At 33.5% G+C, this 16,852-nt stretch carries 14 protein-coding genes; 2 read left to right on the top strand and 12 right to left on the bottom strand.

Translation table 11 applies throughout. From position 1 onward, the window contains the following. Window position 1: 1 nt before the first annotated feature. The 10 genes from ACN0U3_RS04170 to rfbA all read right to left on the bottom strand — a co-directional run bounded on the left by ACN0U3_RS04170 (window position 2) and on the right by rfbA (window position 11,880). Entirely contained in the window at window positions 2-586 is a 585-nt protein-coding gene (locus ACN0U3_RS04170; protein WP_417265258.1) for a sugar transferase, read from the bottom strand. Window positions 587-600: 14 nt separating this feature from the next. Next, the gene (locus ACN0U3_RS04165; RefSeq protein WP_417265257.1) at window positions 601-1,596 is read right to left on the bottom strand and encodes a glycosyltransferase family 2 protein; all 996 of its coding nucleotides are present in this window, start codon (window positions 1,594-1,596) and stop codon (window positions 601-603) included. A 370-nt stretch (window positions 1,597-1,966) separates the two neighbouring features. After that, window positions 1,967-4,183 carry an FG-GAP repeat domain-containing protein gene (locus tag ACN0U3_RS04160; protein WP_417265256.1) on the bottom strand — a complete coding sequence of 739 codons (2,217 nt, stop codon included), beginning with the start codon at window positions 4,181-4,183 and terminating at the stop codon, window positions 1,967-1,969. A gap of 31 nt (window positions 4,184-4,214) precedes the next feature. Then, the gene (locus ACN0U3_RS04155; protein ID WP_417265255.1) at window positions 4,215-5,258 is read right to left on the bottom strand and encodes a glycosyltransferase family 4 protein; all 1,044 of its coding nucleotides are present in this window, start codon (window positions 5,256-5,258) and stop codon (window positions 4,215-4,217) included. A gap of 10 nt (window positions 5,259-5,268) precedes the next feature. Beyond that, on the bottom strand, window positions 5,269-6,375 hold the full coding sequence (locus ACN0U3_RS04150; protein WP_417265254.1) for a glycosyltransferase: 1,107 nt from the start codon (window positions 6,373-6,375) through the stop codon (window positions 5,269-5,271). A gap of 57 nt (window positions 6,376-6,432) precedes the next feature. Next, window positions 6,433-7,431 carry an EpsG family protein gene (locus tag ACN0U3_RS04145; protein ID WP_417265253.1) on the bottom strand — a complete coding sequence of 333 codons (999 nt, stop codon included), beginning with the start codon at window positions 7,429-7,431 and terminating at the stop codon, window positions 6,433-6,435. Between the two features lie 46 nt (window positions 7,432-7,477). After that, the gene (locus tag ACN0U3_RS04140) at window positions 7,478-8,401 is read right to left on the bottom strand and encodes a glycosyltransferase family 2 protein (RefSeq protein WP_417265252.1); all 924 of its coding nucleotides are present in this window, start codon (window positions 8,399-8,401) and stop codon (window positions 7,478-7,480) included. A gap of 2 nt (window positions 8,402-8,403) precedes the next feature. Then, window positions 8,404-9,519, bottom strand: a complete 1,116-nt coding sequence (locus tag ACN0U3_RS04135; protein WP_417265251.1) for a polysaccharide pyruvyl transferase family protein — start codon at window positions 9,517-9,519, stop codon at window positions 8,404-8,406. A 4-nt stretch (window positions 9,520-9,523) separates the two neighbouring features. Beyond that, the gene (locus ACN0U3_RS04130; protein WP_417265250.1) at window positions 9,524-10,954 is read right to left on the bottom strand and encodes a lipopolysaccharide biosynthesis protein; all 1,431 of its coding nucleotides are present in this window, start codon (window positions 10,952-10,954) and stop codon (window positions 9,524-9,526) included. A 53-nt stretch (window positions 10,955-11,007) separates the two neighbouring features. Beyond that, a complete protein-coding gene (gene rfbA / locus ACN0U3_RS04125; RefSeq protein WP_417265249.1) occupies window positions 11,008-11,880 on the bottom strand; it encodes a glucose-1-phosphate thymidylyltransferase RfbA in 873 nt (290 codons plus the stop codon). 450 nt (window positions 11,881-12,330) lie between these two features. On the opposite strand from rfbA, the gene ACN0U3_RS04120 reads away from it, so the two are divergent. After that, entirely contained in the window at window positions 12,331-13,359 is a 1,029-nt protein-coding gene (locus ACN0U3_RS04120; RefSeq protein ID WP_417265248.1) for a hypothetical protein, read from the top strand. Between the two features lie 252 nt (window positions 13,360-13,611). Here ACN0U3_RS04120 and ACN0U3_RS04115 read toward each other — a convergent pair whose 3' ends face one another. Continuing rightward, complete coding sequence (locus tag ACN0U3_RS04115; RefSeq protein ID WP_417265247.1) at window positions 13,612-14,712, bottom strand: glycosyltransferase family 4 protein; 1,101 nt, start codon at window positions 14,710-14,712, stop codon at window positions 13,612-13,614. Between the two features lie 159 nt (window positions 14,713-14,871). Continuing rightward, window positions 14,872-15,546 carry a tRNA (guanosine(37)-N1)-methyltransferase TrmD gene (trmD, locus tag ACN0U3_RS04110; RefSeq protein ID WP_417265246.1) on the bottom strand — a complete coding sequence of 225 codons (675 nt, stop codon included), beginning with the start codon at window positions 15,544-15,546 and terminating at the stop codon, window positions 14,872-14,874. Window positions 15,547-15,924: 378 nt separating this feature from the next. Here trmD and ACN0U3_RS04105 point away from each other — a divergent pair, with 378 nt between their 5' ends. Continuing rightward, a complete protein-coding gene (locus ACN0U3_RS04105; protein ID WP_299201977.1) occupies window positions 15,925-16,773 on the top strand; it encodes a transglutaminase family protein in 849 nt (282 codons plus the stop codon). The last annotated feature ends 79 nt before the right edge of the window (window positions 16,774-16,852 follow it).

The raw sequence follows: 16,852 nt of genomic DNA, 5'->3' as shown, positions 1-16,852 counted from the left end.
TCTACCATTTACTTTCGTCGAATCCTCCTAATACAGTTTGGACAATTAATTTAAAATCCAAGATTAAAGATTGACGTTCTAAATAAAGTAAATTAATTCGAATTTTATCTGGATACAACACCGTATCGTTGTAAACTATTGGATCTTCTTGTTGTGCCAATATTTCTTCTTCATTCTTGTATTTTAAACTAGCAGGACCAGTGATACCAGGTTTTAATTTTAAAATATCCCTGTCTTTTCCTGTGAGTTGATCAGCATAACCTGGAACATCAGGCCGTGGACCTACAAAACTCATTTCGCCAATTAAAACATTCCAAAGTCCTGGAAGTTCATCCAATTTATAAGCCCTCAATTTTTCTCCCAACGGAGTGATCCGACTTTCACCTTTGATAGAAATGCTGGAACCACTGTGAGAAACAGACATGGAGCGAAATTTATACATAGTGAATAACTTTCCGTGCTGACCAACGCGCTGTTGTTTGAATATTACGGGACCTCCAGGCATTTTAATTTTAATTAAAATAGCTACAAGGAGTAAAACAGGCCAAATGACCAATAGTCCAACCAAGGCCATAACAAAGTCCATTATTCGTTTTAGAATCATCTTCTTTTAGTAATAAGTTGAATTAAACCAATCAGTGAACCCATACCATAAGAAAAATGTAAAGTAAAAAAGGCAAGCATAAGAGAAGTGAAATCAAGTTTTTGCTTTGCAGCGATATTTACGCTAATTATACTGATTAAAAAAGCATAAGCCATCAATGATACAATAGAAAGCCAAATAAAAGGAAACCAAATTAAACTTAACAGTATGGGGACAATTAGCGACATCACAAAAAGAAAAGGAATAAAATGACGAATCGATAGAGAATCTAAATTTCGGGTATATTTCATCATTAAAATATTCCACTTCCCATTTTGAAAGTTGTTTTTCGACAAAGCAGAATAGGTTTCTCGGGCATAATAAGTACAAAATGTGTCTGGTACAAGGTAAATTGTTCCGCCATTTCTTAAAATTCGTTTGTTGAGCTCAATGTCTTGATTTCTTGTCAATTTTGGATTGTACAAACCATATTCATCAAAAACTTCTTTTCTATAACAACCAAAAGGGACCGTGTCTGCGACGGTTACTTTGTCAATTCCAATGCGGAATAAAGAATTTCCAACACCGAACTTATTGCTTAACACTTCACGAATTGCTAAACTTTTAGGGTTTTTGTTGATGACATCCGTTTTGCATACAGCACCTACATTTGTTGCCTTCAAATCTATTAGGGCTTTGCTTAAAACAGAAACATAGTTAGGTTCAAAATGCGAATGGGCATCAATGCGCATAATGATATTTCCTTTGGCCGCTTTTATACCATAATTCATGGCGTAGGGAACCGTTTTCTCAGGATTATCAATTAAATGAATGAAAGGATGCTTATCCTGAAAAGAGGTGATCAGTGCCCTGGTTTGATCCGTGCTTCTTCCATCAACAAACAACAATTCAATCTCGTTTTTATCGATGTCTTGCTGAAGCATGGATACAATACATTTTTCGATGTATTTTTCTTCGTTGTAAGTTGGACAAATGATGGAGATGTTGGGCATGGATTTTTAAAAAATGATTTTAGAATATTAATTTTTTAACTAACCTTATACAAAAGTACTTATTTCTTTTGTTTAGCGAATTAGAATGGCTTATAATATTGATTCTAATAAGCGATGAAAAGAGTTATTTATTTAACAACAAGCATAAGTAAACTAAAATTGCTATTATAAATCTTTAGTAAATGGAATATTGTCAGGGTATTCCGTATCGATAAACCTAATTGAAAAATTATTAAATACAATCTCCTCTTTCAGAACAACAAATTCCACTTTAGTTTTTTAAATGGAATTTGGGTTTTAATACAGATTGTTTTAATTAGTATAAATCATTGTTTTATTCGGCGTGCATAATAATATTTAATTGATAAAATTAAAAATCACCAAATGTAAATGTTGAGATAGGAAAATTGATAGTATTGCAATAGTTCCATTCTAAATTGGCACCTATGGATATCATTCTAATACTAGGTTCAATTATGTCAGATATATTATCTCCATTAAAATCCGCAGAAAATAAATCTAGAGTATGATAACTCGATTGAATATAGTTAATCCAAGTTGAAGTCCCCTCATGTGATACCATAAAGTTAGATCCATCCGCAAGGAATACATCAGAGATATTATTATTGTTAAACTTGCCTAGTAGTATGTCTAAACCTTCATAGCTAGAATGATTTATGGTTTGCCACGGGCTATTTGAATTGTAAGAAGCATACCATCTAGTACCATCTGACAAAAATAAGTCAGTAATTCCATTACCATCAAAATCCCCTAGTTTGAGTGTTGAGAGATTATAGTATGTAGTATTTAAATGATTCCATTGAGTGCTGCACCCCCATGAAACAAGAATTTTGTTTTCATCATGAACTATGACGTCTGTTTTATTATCACCATCAAAGAAGTCAAATCTTAATGAAGAAATTGGATAGTCAGTTGTTAGAATATGTTGCCATTGAGAAGATATACCGTAAATATTTGCATCTAATGGAATAGTATATAACTTTCCGTTTTCTAACTTAAAAACATCAGTTTTACCATCCCCGTCAAAATCTCCAAATGCAGTTCCATAGTACATATCTGTTGAAAACAAGAAAATATCATTTGTGGATTTTAGATTGACAAAGTTAGTAGTATTAGTTTTGAGAAAGTGATTCTTAACATACCATCCTAAATAGTCTTTGGAATTATAAATATTGTTCCATACTAACATATTTCCATATCCTTCCGTCTTATTATTATGTTGTTGAATTGCTGATCGCGGACCATCATGCTTAAATCTATTATTTTCTATTCTGCATTGAGTTATTGGTCTTCCTCTTATTTTTATATTACATTTATTATCATCCTTAACCCGGAATTCACCAAGATCTAAAAAATCATTATGATGAATGTATATAAAGCGGCCAGCTACGGCTGAGGCGTCATTTGTTCCAAATGCATGCATATCAAAGTTATGGTAGGTTCCACCAGATCTGATGGTGTTGCAAGAAGCTTCATATCCGCTACTTATTTCACCTCCACCTGCAATGTCGTGTCGATTTGCCTCAAAAGTATTTGAATATATTTTGACAAACCCATTGTAAATTTCAACTCCATATCCAAAGGACTCTTGTCTATTGTTGAAAAAATAGCAATGGTGAATGTTATTGTTTTTAAAAGTTCCAATTGTAGAATTCCCTTTGTCACCTATTTTAATGGCTGAAGTTGGCCATCCGTAAAAAACACAATTATCAATTTCAAGAGAATGGAACTCTCCTGGCAAATAAAAACATCTTTTTATTAAAACATATTCCTTAGAGTTTATTGATTGAGTAGGGCCTTTAAATCTAATGCCTGATATTTTCACGTTGTTACCTCCTATGATAAAAAGTGGGGCTCCCTTAATTTGACTGGTACCTCCTCCCATAACACTTTTGTCGTAAGTATATAAAAGAGCCCCATTGTCATCTCCTCTAGAGCTACGAATTGTTACACCCTCAGGAATAGTTATTGATTCAAAGCCAGTTTTGCTAAATAAATTACTTAGATCGAAAGTTAAGTTGCCATCAATATTTATCAGAGTACCATTTGTTGCGTTTTGTATGGTATTTACAAATTGAATCGTGCTTATATTAGTGTTAATATCTATTACATTGGTGTATACAGGTGAAGTTAATGAGTTATATCCGTACCCTCCTCCAATTGGGTTATTATCTGTTTGACAATTAGGAAATGGTGATTCGGGGGCAATGTAGTTTACGGATTTTTTATTATTTGATAAATTTTTACAATTAGAATAGTCTACAATAATTTTATGAAAAGAATTATTGACATATTGCAAAATCACACCTGTTTTTGAATCTGTTTCAAATTTTATACTAACTTCTTCATTTAGCTTGAATAAATCTTTTTTATGACTAGAGGTTCTAAGAATACATCCAGATTCTTTATCTAATATAGATGAAAATTCTTTATTCCCTATACTTTGTGTCCAAATTACCATTCCGTTTTTTAACACGGTTTGACCATTTAAATAAAATATAGAAAATACGAAAAATAAACTTGAAAGTATAGTTTTGTTAATAGTAATAGTCGTGCTTTTCATCATAATTGAGAATGTGTTATTAAACATAATATTTTTACGAAGGTAAGGCTATTTTTGAATTTAATACTTTCCATGCTTCCTCAGGACTGAATTTATTGACAAGTTTTTGAGTACCTTCTTTCAATTCGGTTAATTGCTTTCGATTTTGAATCAATTTAATAGTTTCTTCTATAAATTCATGTGAATCATCAAACTTAACAATTATACCCGATTTATTGTCGTCTATAAATTCATGAGCATATTTCCAATTTGTCGCGATTACAGGAATTTTAGCAATATACGCATCCAAAATTGTTCCTGGAAATCCTTCTGTATAGAACTGAGTGGGGAAGAGGAGTAAATCATATTTTTCTAGCGTAGAGTAAATTTCTTTTACTTGAAGAATTCCTTTATACTCTATTGTACTTGAATGAGATAATAGTTCGTTAAACTCTTCTTCAAAAGGCAAGTAAATTGGTCCATAAACATCTATTGAAACCTTCGAAATCCCTCTTGAGTGTAATTCCTTTTCAAGCTCAAAAAGTGTTTTCACACCCTTCATCGGGTGAATTCTGGCCATGAATACTAGCTTTAGCTCATCGACATTAATAACAGGTGAGGGGTGATGGTTTGTTATTCTAAAGTTGTGAAGTTGATATACTTTAGTTAATCCATAATCCGTTTTTAAGGTGTTTGTTAATTCACTTAACTCAGGATAAATAGCATCAATTTTTGAAAGCATCCAACGGTGCAAAGGTTTTCGCTTAAGGAATTCTGATATCCAACCACCTACAACAATATAGTGGAGTTTCACATTGAATAACTTACAAAGAATAAAGACAAAAGGAAAGATAAACCTGAGGTTATTTTGTGCAGGTAAATAGTAAACAATGTTTGATTGGATGACCTTTTTGAAGGCACTAAATATTTTTAATTTACTTTTTTGAAAACTTTGGGTGTCAAAGTAATTCACCTGCTTAAAGGTTACCCCTTCTTTTGTTTTGAGCAATTCGAGAATATTCCTTGTTTTGACCGTTTGGCCATCAAGATGATTGTTTTCAAAACCGAAATGACCTAAAACCAATGCTTTTTTTATCATTTTAATAGGGTTATTGACATTTGCTTAAAAAGTACTCAATGTATTCTCGGGTACATTGTTCAATAGAAAAACGATTGACATATTCATTATAAGCATTGTTTTTGATGTTCTTTTTAGACTCTTCTGATAATTCAAGTGCTTCTGTTATTTTTGATTTTAAACTTTCTTTCTCAAAGTCACTTGATAGGAGTCCATTGTATCCGTCATTGATCATATTTTTTACACCTCCTGCAGGAGTAGAGATAGACAAGCAACGGGTTGCGAATGCCTCAATGAGTGAAATCGGCATTCCTTCCCACAAGGAGCTTAAACAAAAAAAGTCTCCAGCATACATATAATCTGTTGGGTTATTGACCATCCCCATAAAATGAATATTTTTTAAATCTGCCAAATGTGCCATTTGATCAAAAAGCGCTCCTTTTGCGGGGTTTCCAAGTACAATAAGTTTAAGTTGGACTTTTTCTTTATTCAGTTCGTTCACGAGTTCAATCAGTAGCTTTTGATTTTTAGCTTCTTTAAAACTACCGATATTAATCATTACTGGAATGTTTTCAGGAGTTGATATTTTTCGAACTAAATTCTGAACTTCTAAATAATTTTTGGTTTTTTCAGGCTTTACTCTTCCGTTATAAATCAACTTTACATGTTTGCCATAAAGTCTCAAACTTTCTTTGTGAACCTCATCTGAAATACTAATAGGATTAACAATTCTATTTTTAAAGATGCGTTTTTTAATGTATAAATCAATGTTGTTGATGGCCTCATTTTCGGGCATACTGTGGAGCGTATGAAAGTATTTAATCTTTCTAGAAAAGAAAAAAGAAAAGAAACAATAGTTAAAAGCATTCAAGTGTGTATGAACGATATCAGGCTTATGTTTTTTTAAATATTTATACACCCTAAAAATCAATGAAAAATCAAATCCTGGTTTCTTTTTTATGGTCACGATGTTTATTCCTCCATCGATTTCAGATTCCAATATATTTTCATCTTCTTCATCAAAAAACCTTATAATAGTTACTTTATGACCTTCTTTAAATAATCTATTGGATAGGTCAATAGCAAATCTTTCTGCGCCTCCAGTTGCAAAATTTCTAATAATTTGAACGATTTCCATTTTTATATTATCAAGTAACTCAATTTATATTTAGCAAATACCTATTTAATAAAGCACTCAATTGAATATTCTATTTGTATAAGGTAATATGTCTCCAGCCCCAAAAGTTTTAAAGAAAATTGTAAAGGCATAAATAATGACTACAGCAATCAAGAAAATATTGTTCTCCTTCCGATTGGTATAAATAAACAAAGGGAGGTAAAGCACTTGAATGACGGAAAAATACATAATCAATCTACTTCCTAAAGGTATCCTAACGAAAATATTTGTTAATACGATGTAAAGGAAAAATAATTTAAAGTAGACCTCTCGTTTACCCGAAAAATACAAAATAAAAAGAAAGAATCCGTTGAGAAGCAGAAGGTAAATAGCATTTCCAACCGTGTTTCCAAGTTCTAATTTATAGAGGTAATTGGAGTAGGAAGTTAAGCTGATGAAATCATAAATTGACTCAGTTCCAAAGAGTCCAACTAAAGCAGAAACAACTATCGCTGAAATATACAGAATTGGTTTGTCAGGTATTTTATCAATAAAAAGAACTGGTAAAACGATTAATGCTGAAGTGTGAAAGGTCGATGCAAGTAATACCAAAAAGACAAAACTCAATTTTCTATTCTCCTTCAAGAAGTGGAAGGACATTAAAACGAAGCTAATGGCCAGAAGCTGTCTGGAAATGTTAAACGAATAAAAGTAAAAATATAGGGTGATATAGAAGAATAGAGAAAGCGTTGGGTTGATAGAGTATTTTCTACATGCCCAATAAACAGGAATGAGGGTGAGTAGGGTAACCAAGAGCATTAATGTCTCATAACTTCCATTGAAGAAGATTACAAAATGATTGATGGCTAACCAACCGGGTTCAACGAAGAGGCGTTTTCCACTTTCAACCACATCAAAATACATCTTGTAATTTACGGTATCGGTCCCCACTTCAATTGTTCGAAACCCAACAATAAAGATCAAAATTGCGAAAAGTGAATGCAGGATTAACTCACCATTTTTTTTGATTGTTGACGACAACAAAACAATAAGCGTGAAGATGAGATAGAAAGTCATTAATAAGCTAAATTAAGTTCTATTTGTTTTTTCATTATGACTCGGTTTAAACAGCCCAAATGACAAAGAAAAATTTCTTGATGATTTTCTTTAAAAGAATGGGGAGACCCTTCATGTGTTTAAAAATAAAAACTTCAAAGCGATTGAAATTACGATTAAAATCGGAAGTCCATTTATTATTAACGCACCAAAAGTTGATAATATCTTTTTTATTGATTTTCTCTAAAAAATAAAAGAAGGCTTTTTTTCTTTCAAGGCTCAACTCCTGAATTTGTTTTTCTAGACGGTCTTTCATGTTAATATTCTTACAAATATCATTGAAGCTGTTGTCTAAATTTGTGGTTAGCGATTGACCCGTTGAATCAATAACATATTCAGATAATATTTCATTACTGTAATATGGAGAAGGATAACTGAAGGCTAATTTATACCAAACCTCTCTGTCCTCAGAGGTGTTGTATCCAACTCGAAAATGAATGTTTGCGTCTGAAAAACAGTTTTTATTGACTGTTACTGCACTTGTTTGAATTTTCAGCTTGTTTTTCAAATCAAAAAGAACGTCCTCTAGAACCCCGTTAAAATTGTAGTTGTTTGGAGTTCTTTCAACTTCATTTCTCACACTATCGAAAGCATGAATCAGCCATTTTACATCAGGATGTGCTTTTATGGCTTGGCTCATCACCATTAGTTTTTCTGGCAACCACAAATCATCTCCATCTAAAAAGGATATCCAATCAAATCGGGCTTTTTCAATACCTTTATTCCTGGCTGCAGAAACACCTTGGTTCACTTGATTGATGATCTTGATTCTGTCATCATTTATTTCTTCAACAACTGCTAAACTATTGTCGGTTGAACCGTCATTAACAATAATGATTTCGAAATCTTTGAAGCTTTGTTCCAATACAGATTGTATTGTCTTTTTGATGCTTGACTCTTTGTTGTATAAGGGAATAACTACTGAGAACATAATTAAATATTTATTTCAGTAAAGTTCAATCGCGCCTGACTTTTCATTGCCGAAATTTTACTTGGAGCTACATAAGCAGTTGGAGAGTTTATGATTTCAATAACCTTTTCTGCCCTTTCTTTAGTATTATACTCTGAATCATATAGTCTGTACTGATCATTATAGCCCACATTGAAAAGGAAATCAGTACATTTTCTGTGGTATTCATTCAGCATAAAAGGAGTATTAGAAAAACATGCAAAAACAGCTGCATGAAGTCGGGTTGAAATCATGAAGTCACAATTCGCTATGGACTTCCAAATGTATTGTGTGTCTTTTGAGTATTCAATAATTTCATAGCTTTTTGGCGCAACTTTATGGATTGTTTCCATAGTTAACGCATAATCACCAATTTTAGGATGTCCGTTAATGATGTAAAACTTAAAATGAACTTGTTCTTTTTCATCTATTGATTTTAATAACTCAACGGTTTTTTCATTTCTTTTTATTTCATTTTTAACATCCAGATCCTTTTGAATTGATTCGTGTGGACAAACACTTACTCCAATTGTTTTCACCTTGTTTAACTGTTTTAGACCTGGAGAGAAATCATATATTTCAGGCAATAACGCTGCTAAGTCGAAAGCATTTATGGGGGTGTAGGGTAGATTTAAACTTGACACATAATCAAAAGAAGCTTTATCACGGACAGCTAAAAAATCAATGTTTTTCAAATAATGTTCAACATATCGTTCGTCTTTTATAGATTTAAATGGACCAATTGAAACACCAATACCTCCGATTTGAATATCTTTTTTCCGTAATTTCCTTTGTAATGCCTTGTATTTAACATTAGATTTTTCTAATTCATTATGAATCGTTGAACCTCCTCCAGAAATCAAATAGTCACAGTTTCTCACCAAGAGACTATCTTGTAATTGATAGGTTTTTGGAACTGTTAGTGGATATCCTTTTGAAGGTGTTAAGGTTTTGGGTAAATTGGCTTCAATGGCAAGAAACTTATTCTCTGTTTTGTTCCATATTTTCCTTGCTCCCCATGAAGCAACCTCTACAAAGGCATCGTCTCCTGTGTTGCTGTTTCCATAAAATCCGGTGAATAGAATATCTGTTTTGAACACGTTTTTATCGAATTAAATTTTTGATTAATTGAATCATTTTTCTGTCAAATACCACTATAGCTATTAAATAGATCATTGTATAAATCAATCCGATGGCCAATATCATCAGAAGGTGACTTTGAACTATATTGTCGAGGAAGTTATAAATAAAATAACTTATTGCTGCTACCGATACTCCAATCAAAAGGATTTTAGAAACATCTTTTAATTGTTCACCGATTGAGTAATTGATTAACCTACCACTAAAAAACATGTTGATAGCAGTAAAAAAATAGGATATCACAGTTAATGAAACAACCAAGGCCATGATTCCAAACGGTAAAGCTATGGCAATAACAGCTATTCCAATAATTTTTTTAACAACTTCTAGCTTTAGAAACAAATCGCTTCTTCCTTTGACCTTTAATAAGTTTAAATTGTATGTACTAATTGGTCTAACTATTGAAGCAATGGCTAAAATTTGAAAGTACGGCACTGATGGAAGCCATTTTTCACCAAATACAAATACAAAAAAGTCAGTTGCAACGAGAATTAAAATCAGCATTATTGGGGTAACCACAAATAAAGCTAATTGCATTGTCGACCGATAAGCAGACTTTAATTGAACGTCACTTTTGATGTTAGAAAACAAAGGATAAGTTACTTTATCCATCACTATCGAAATTTGTTCCACAGGGAAAAGACGCATTGTTTCAGCTTGATTGAAAAAACCCACGGAGCTAGGGGAGAAGAATTTACCAATTACAATTCGATAAGCGTTGTTGTAAATAGTGTCCAATAATCCTGACAAAGTTAATTTATAACCAAAGTTTAAATGGTACTTGAATCTTCTTTTATTGAATACAATTGAAGGTCGCCATCGAATGAAAATCCAATTTTGAATAGTGAAAACAATGGCTTGACTTAAGCTTAACCATACCAAACTCCAAACTCCAAATCCCCCTAGGGCCATGCTAACTCCGACAACACCACCCACTATCGTTGATGGGACCTGTAACTTCATTTGTGTTTTGAAGTTCATTTCTTTGGTCAACTTCGCTGTATGTACAGCCACCAAAGAACGAATCACAAAGGTCAGTGCATAGACCCTCAGTAAATTTTTAAGGATTTCCTGGTCATAAAATGAAGCAATGGCGGGTGCTGCTAGAAAAATGATCAAGTAAATTGCAATACTGACCATTAAATTCGTGAGGAAAACCGTCGAATAATCTAACTGGTCTGGATTTTTAGTTCGAATAAGTGAACTTGTCATTCCACCATCCATAAGGGTTTGACCGATGGAAACAAAGACCGTTAACATAGCAACAAGTCCGAACACCTCAGGCATCAAAAGGCGAGCAAGAATTATTTGCACACCAAAATTAATAACCTGCATACTGAACTGTTGTGTAAAGGTCCAAAACACTCCACTAACAGCTTGCTTTTTTAAACTCATTGGTTAAATGTTCAGTCTTTTATTTGAAGTAGAAAGTTCCTGTCAAAAACAAATTAGTTTACCGTGAATTTCCTTAAGTATTCAAAGTAATTTCCTTTCATACCTTCAACTTGATTGATGATGTCTTGCTTTGTAATCCATTTGTTGTTGAATGCAATTTCTTCCAAACAGGCGATTTTTAATCCTGTTCTTTTCTCAATTGCTTTTACAAATTCTGTAGCTTCTGTCAAGGCTTCATGGGTTCCTGTGTCTAACCATGCAAATCCTCTGCTTAAAATTTGAAGTTTTAGGTTTTCTTGAGTCAAGTAATGCTGATTTACGGTGGTGATTTCTAATTCGCCCCTGTCTGACGGCTTCACTTTTTTGGCTACCTCAATCACTGAGTTAGGGTAGAAGTATAGTCCGATAACAGCATAATTAGATTTTGGTTGCTGGGGTTTTTCTTCAATACTGATGACATTGTTATCCTTGTCAAATTCAGCAACGCCATACCTTTTTGGATCTGAAACATAATTACCGAAAATGACGGCTTTTCTTTCTTGTTGAACTGTGTTTATTGCTTCGTGAAGGTAGTTTTTGAGACCCGCACCGTAAAAAATATTGTCTCCTAATACCAAACATACATCATCATCACCAATAAACTCTTCGCCAATGATAAAGGCTTGTGCTAATCCATCTGGACTGGGTTGTTCTTTGTAACTGAGTTGAATGCCGTACTGACTTCCATCTCCTAAGAGTTTTTTGAAGTTCGGAAGGTCGTGAGGCGTAGAAATAATTAAGATCTCCTTGATGCCAGCAAGCATTAACACAGACAAGGGATAATAAATCATGGGTTTGTCGTAAATAGGCAATAACTGTTTACTCACCGCTATAGTTAAGGGGTGTAGGCGTGTACCTGAGCCTCCTGCTAATATAATTCCTTTCATCGTCTTTTGCTGTTTCGGATTAGTGTTTTAAATGGCTTCGCCAATACGAGTCCCAATCTATTCAATTTTGAGGTCGTAAAGTAATCTTTTTTAATAGCTGCGAATATAAAGAAATTAGCCTTAGAGACAATGAAAAGGAAATAAAGCAATTATTATTTGAAAAGGCCAAACTAACCTCTTCAAATGTAAGGGAAGCTTTCAAATAATAGTTCCTCGCTTAAAAACAGGAGCGTACTAAACTTAAGCACATTACAATTGCGTCACTTTTACAATGATGAAATTGAGTTTACAATGATGACAAGGTCAGAAGGGAAAAGAATGCAGGACTGAAATTAAAAGGGTTTTGAAGCCCGTTTTATTGCATGGAGGAATTCAGAATAAAATATTCGGAGAAGGCCTAAATTTAAAAATAGTTCTTATCATTGTGTTTTGGAAAATAAACATTGTACTATGGCTGAAGCTACACATAACGCTGACAAGAAGAAAAAGGAATTCGATTATTTTTACACCTTGTTATTGCATAGGAAGGTCATAATTATTGTCTCCTTGGCTTTAGCATTGTTAGCTGCAGCGTATTTGTTATTACGACCCGAAGTATATTCTGCAAAATCTTCTTTTTCGATTAGCTTAAACAGTAAAATTAACACACCTTATGGTTTATACAACCTGAAAACAATAGATCCAATTCATTATTTAAATGCTTTGGAAGAGACTAACTTTAAGAAAGAAGTACTCAATAAATTAGGAGGTATAAACCAAGATAAGTTTACTTTTGAATTTGAAGCAGAAGAAGTTAAAGTGGGGCCTCAAAATACTGAAGTAGTTCTAGCGAATAAGTTTGACTTTATGGTATCTGGTTCGAACCCAGAAAAGTTGGTGGATGTCAATGAAACGGCTTTGACCACATTCCTAGAAAATACAGACCGTAAAATTCAAAACGATATGTATAATCAGTTTTCTTCAGAATTACAAATTCAAATTAACAACTATGGCATAAGTATTCAAATAATTGAAGATTTAATTGCTGAATTGAAAGAGGGGGTTAATTCCCAGGTTCAAATAAAAACGAGTAAGACGAGCTTAAAAGAATTAATTGATGATCGTTTAATCAACAGCTTAGAAGGAAGTGAAAGAGGTCTAGTTGTTTCTATGATGTTGAGCGGTGAAGAAAGATATCGTGTATATCAGCAGACGATATTAACCATTAAGGAGGTAAAACTAAAAACGATGTTAAATGATTTAGCAAAAAAAGAGCTTCTGTTAAAGAATTTAAAAGCAGCTAAAGAAAATGGAAATCTCTCAACCTTGCTCAGTCAACCTTTTAGCAATAACTATATTTTATTGACTTATCCTGAACTTAAAACTGAGTCGGATTTATTTAATAACTTAAAAAAGATCATCGTTTTCATGTTCATCGGTTTCTTTTTGTCAACAACCGTGGTCTTGATGAAGTCTTATTATCAATTCAAGTCTGAGTAGGGTAGAACTCAGAGAATGATTTTTAACCTTTTAGCCAAGTAATTTCAATGTGCACAGAGGAGATGCTGTATTCGATGGACAGGACCTTGTCATAAACAAATACGCCTATACGAATTATTCAACACACAGCCAGAGGAGTGATCTGCTTGAAGGATGGTCTAAAAAGAATAGTTGTTCCTCCAGGGCAAGACTATTTACTGTAAACATCAACGAAGGAGGATGAAGGTTCATTGGTTAGGCCTTCAAAACTCTTCATTTTTTCATTAAAGAATTACGCTTTTTCAACCTGAGGAACCAACTTGACTTATTGATGATAAAAAAGAATACACTAAAAAGAATCAATAAACAAACAAAGAAAATCAACAATACCCAATTGCTTGTGGTTACACCTAGGTAAGATATGAATATGATAATGAGGAAATTGGATACTCCAAGCACAAAACTAGCTCTTCTATGGGAGATGCTGAAAGTGTCAATAATAATGTGGTGGATATGAGAACGATCTGGTTTAAAAGGATTTTTCTTTTTGGCAATACGAATAAAGATAACGCGTACAGTATCAAAGAAAGGGATGATCAATATAGCGCCAATAACGATGGGTAAGTTTTCAGCCCTAATCGGCAATCTCTTTAAGGCCTCAATGTCGAGTGACAAAAAAGAAACAGCCATTACACCAATGATAAACCCGAGAATCATTGATCCAGTATCTCCCATAAAGATTTTTTGCTTCGATGAAAGGTTGAATCTTAAAAAGGCCAATAATGCACCAATCATAACTACACACAAAAGGAAAAGGAACTGGCTTTCAATGGCATAGAAAAACCATCCAAATGCAGAGAACATGATAATTGAAACAGTTGCAGCAAGTCCGTCTATTCCATCAATAAGATTAAGGGCATTAATTATTGCAACCATTATAAATATCGCTATTGCTCCCCCGAGAATGGGGTCTAAATCTTCAATTCCCATAAAGCCATTGAGCGAATCTATTTTTCTCCAATAGTGGAATACAAATAAGGTTACCGCAGCCAATTGTGCCAACAATTTTGTTAAGGGTGCTAAAATCATTAAATCATCTTTTAACCCCACGATAAACAAGATGGTCAAGCCGGGAATAAGTGATATAACTATGTCGCTAGGATCGTATGGAGAAATGAAATAAAAAGAAAGCATGAGGATGACATAAAATGCAATTCCACCCAGATTAGGGGTTGGTTTTTCATGCGAAGACCTATGATCAGGCTCAGCTGTCAAATTTTTGGTCAACATTAAACCTCTAATTTTAGGGGTTAAATAATAGCCCGCTAAAAAAGCAGTTATAAAAACGATAATACTGAATACTAAAATATCCATAATGATTTGGTTATGATAAGCACTAGACTGCATGTCTATCTGCCTATCTTCAATTTAGGTTAAAGTGCATGCAAATATAGAGATATAATTTTTCAAAACCTTTTATGTCAATAATTTATTTGTTTAGTAACCGAGGTAGTTGTTTGATTAAATACTGTTTTAGTCCAGTAAGTCGGGCCTGCGTTCTTTTGTTCTTCGATATGCCTCTTCTTCTCTGTATTCTTCAATTTTCTTGAAATTTCCAGAAAGTAAAACATCAGGAACTTTATGTCCTTTGTAATCTGCTGGACGTGTGTAAATAGGAGGTGAGAGCAAATTATCTTGGAAACTGTCTGTTAATGCTGAAGTTTCATCATTCAAAACTCCTGGTAGCAATCGAATTATACTGTCTGCAACAACGGCAGCGGCCAATTCTCCACCTGAAAGAACATAAGAACCTATGGATATTTCTTTGGTAATGAATAACTCACGTACACGTTCATCGACACCTTTATAATGACCACATAAAATGATGATGTTGTCAACTCTACTCAATTGATTGGCTGTAGATTGTTCAAACAACTCTCCGTCTGGAGTCATGTATATAATTTCATCGTATTTACGTTGCGATTGAAGTTCTTCTATACATGCTGCAATGGGTTGTATCGACATCACCATTCCTGCTCCACCACCATATTGATAGTCATCTACGTTTTTATGTTTATCGGTAGAATAGTCACGAATGTTATGAATATGAACTTCTGCCAAGCCCTTATCTTTGGCGCGTTGTAAAATAGAATGACTGAATGGTCCTTCTAATAACCCCGGAACAACTGTTAAAATATCGATACGCATGGTGCAAAAATAGTGAATTAAGAGGTCTCTTTGTGTTCTCGGTGTAAATTTTATCACTTCTCCCTAGAAACCACACTAACTGATCAGAAAGAGATGGGGTTTTTCTCACTTTGTTTAACAAAACACTCAAATTATTGTAGGTCAGTTTGACTACCGTTTGTGGCTAATCGAGACTGTGGTGAATGGAGATCAATCGAGAAATATGAGGTGGTCAGTAGTGTTGGCCCTTTGTTATATTTTCTGCACTTCCGATAATTTTTATCCTATATTAACATTTGACTTTTTATAACAAGTTGAGATTGTGAAATATCACAAGGCTTTCTGCTTTACCTTTGTGATGTGAGAACAAAAACTTCAATACACGCTTTAATAAAACTTATGGATGATTCGGACCCAATGGTCGTGGAACACGCCAAAAATAAATTATTAGAATATGGTGTTGAAATTATTCCTGAATTGGAAGTAATGGAAGAAGATTGCTTCTCGCGACCTAGTCAAATTGAAAATGTTTCTGAAGTTTTAAGTTGCCTTCGATTTCACAGGGTGAAAAATGCTCTTCAGGATTGGTTAGCCTCAGACGATAAAAGTCTAATGCAAGCGGTTTATACCATTTGTACTTATCAATTTCCAGATTTAAAAATCGAAGAATTTACTTCGAAATTTCGTGATTTGAGGCACCAGTGCTGGATGGAAATGAATTCAAGACAAACCAGTTTCGAAAAAGTAGATGCACTGAATAAAGTCTTTTTTGATGTTTTTGATTTCATTAGGGTTGAAAAAGTACCTTATTCGCCATTTGAAATTTATGTAAATTCTGTCCTAGATACTAGAGAAGGTACGGATTTATCCTTGGGGCTAATTTACAGCATGGTGGCACAATCCTTAGACATACCAATTTATGGAGTTACGACAATGAACAATAGAGCGCCTTTTGTTTTGGCTTATTTAGACAAAGACAATTTGCTTTCAATATTGGATTGGGGAATAGACAATAATGGAGTTTTATTCTACATTGGCGTAGGAACAAAAGGATTGATCATTGACCCACAGCAATTAAAAGAAGCTTATCTTTCTGAAGGATTGCCACAAAACCGAGCGCAATTTGAACCTTCTCCAAATACTGTGATTATTAAAAAGTATTTACTAGACATTAAACGAAGCTATTCAAATCAACCGCAATTCAGATATAAACTCAGAGATATCGAAGAATTGTTGGAGTTGTTTTAATGGTAGTTCAGAAACAAGTTGTACTACAACCCCTCATCTTCTTGGTTTAAAGCATTAAAAGATATGCTTTATTTAATTT

It is taken from the genome of Brumimicrobium sp., from assembly GCF_048268645.1.
Taxonomy (GTDB): domain Bacteria; phylum Bacteroidota; class Bacteroidia; order Flavobacteriales_D; family Crocinitomicaceae; genus Brumimicrobium; species Brumimicrobium ulvae.
The sequence above is the reverse complement of the archived record's forward strand: the minus strand, read 5'-3'. Positions and strand labels throughout refer to the sequence as shown.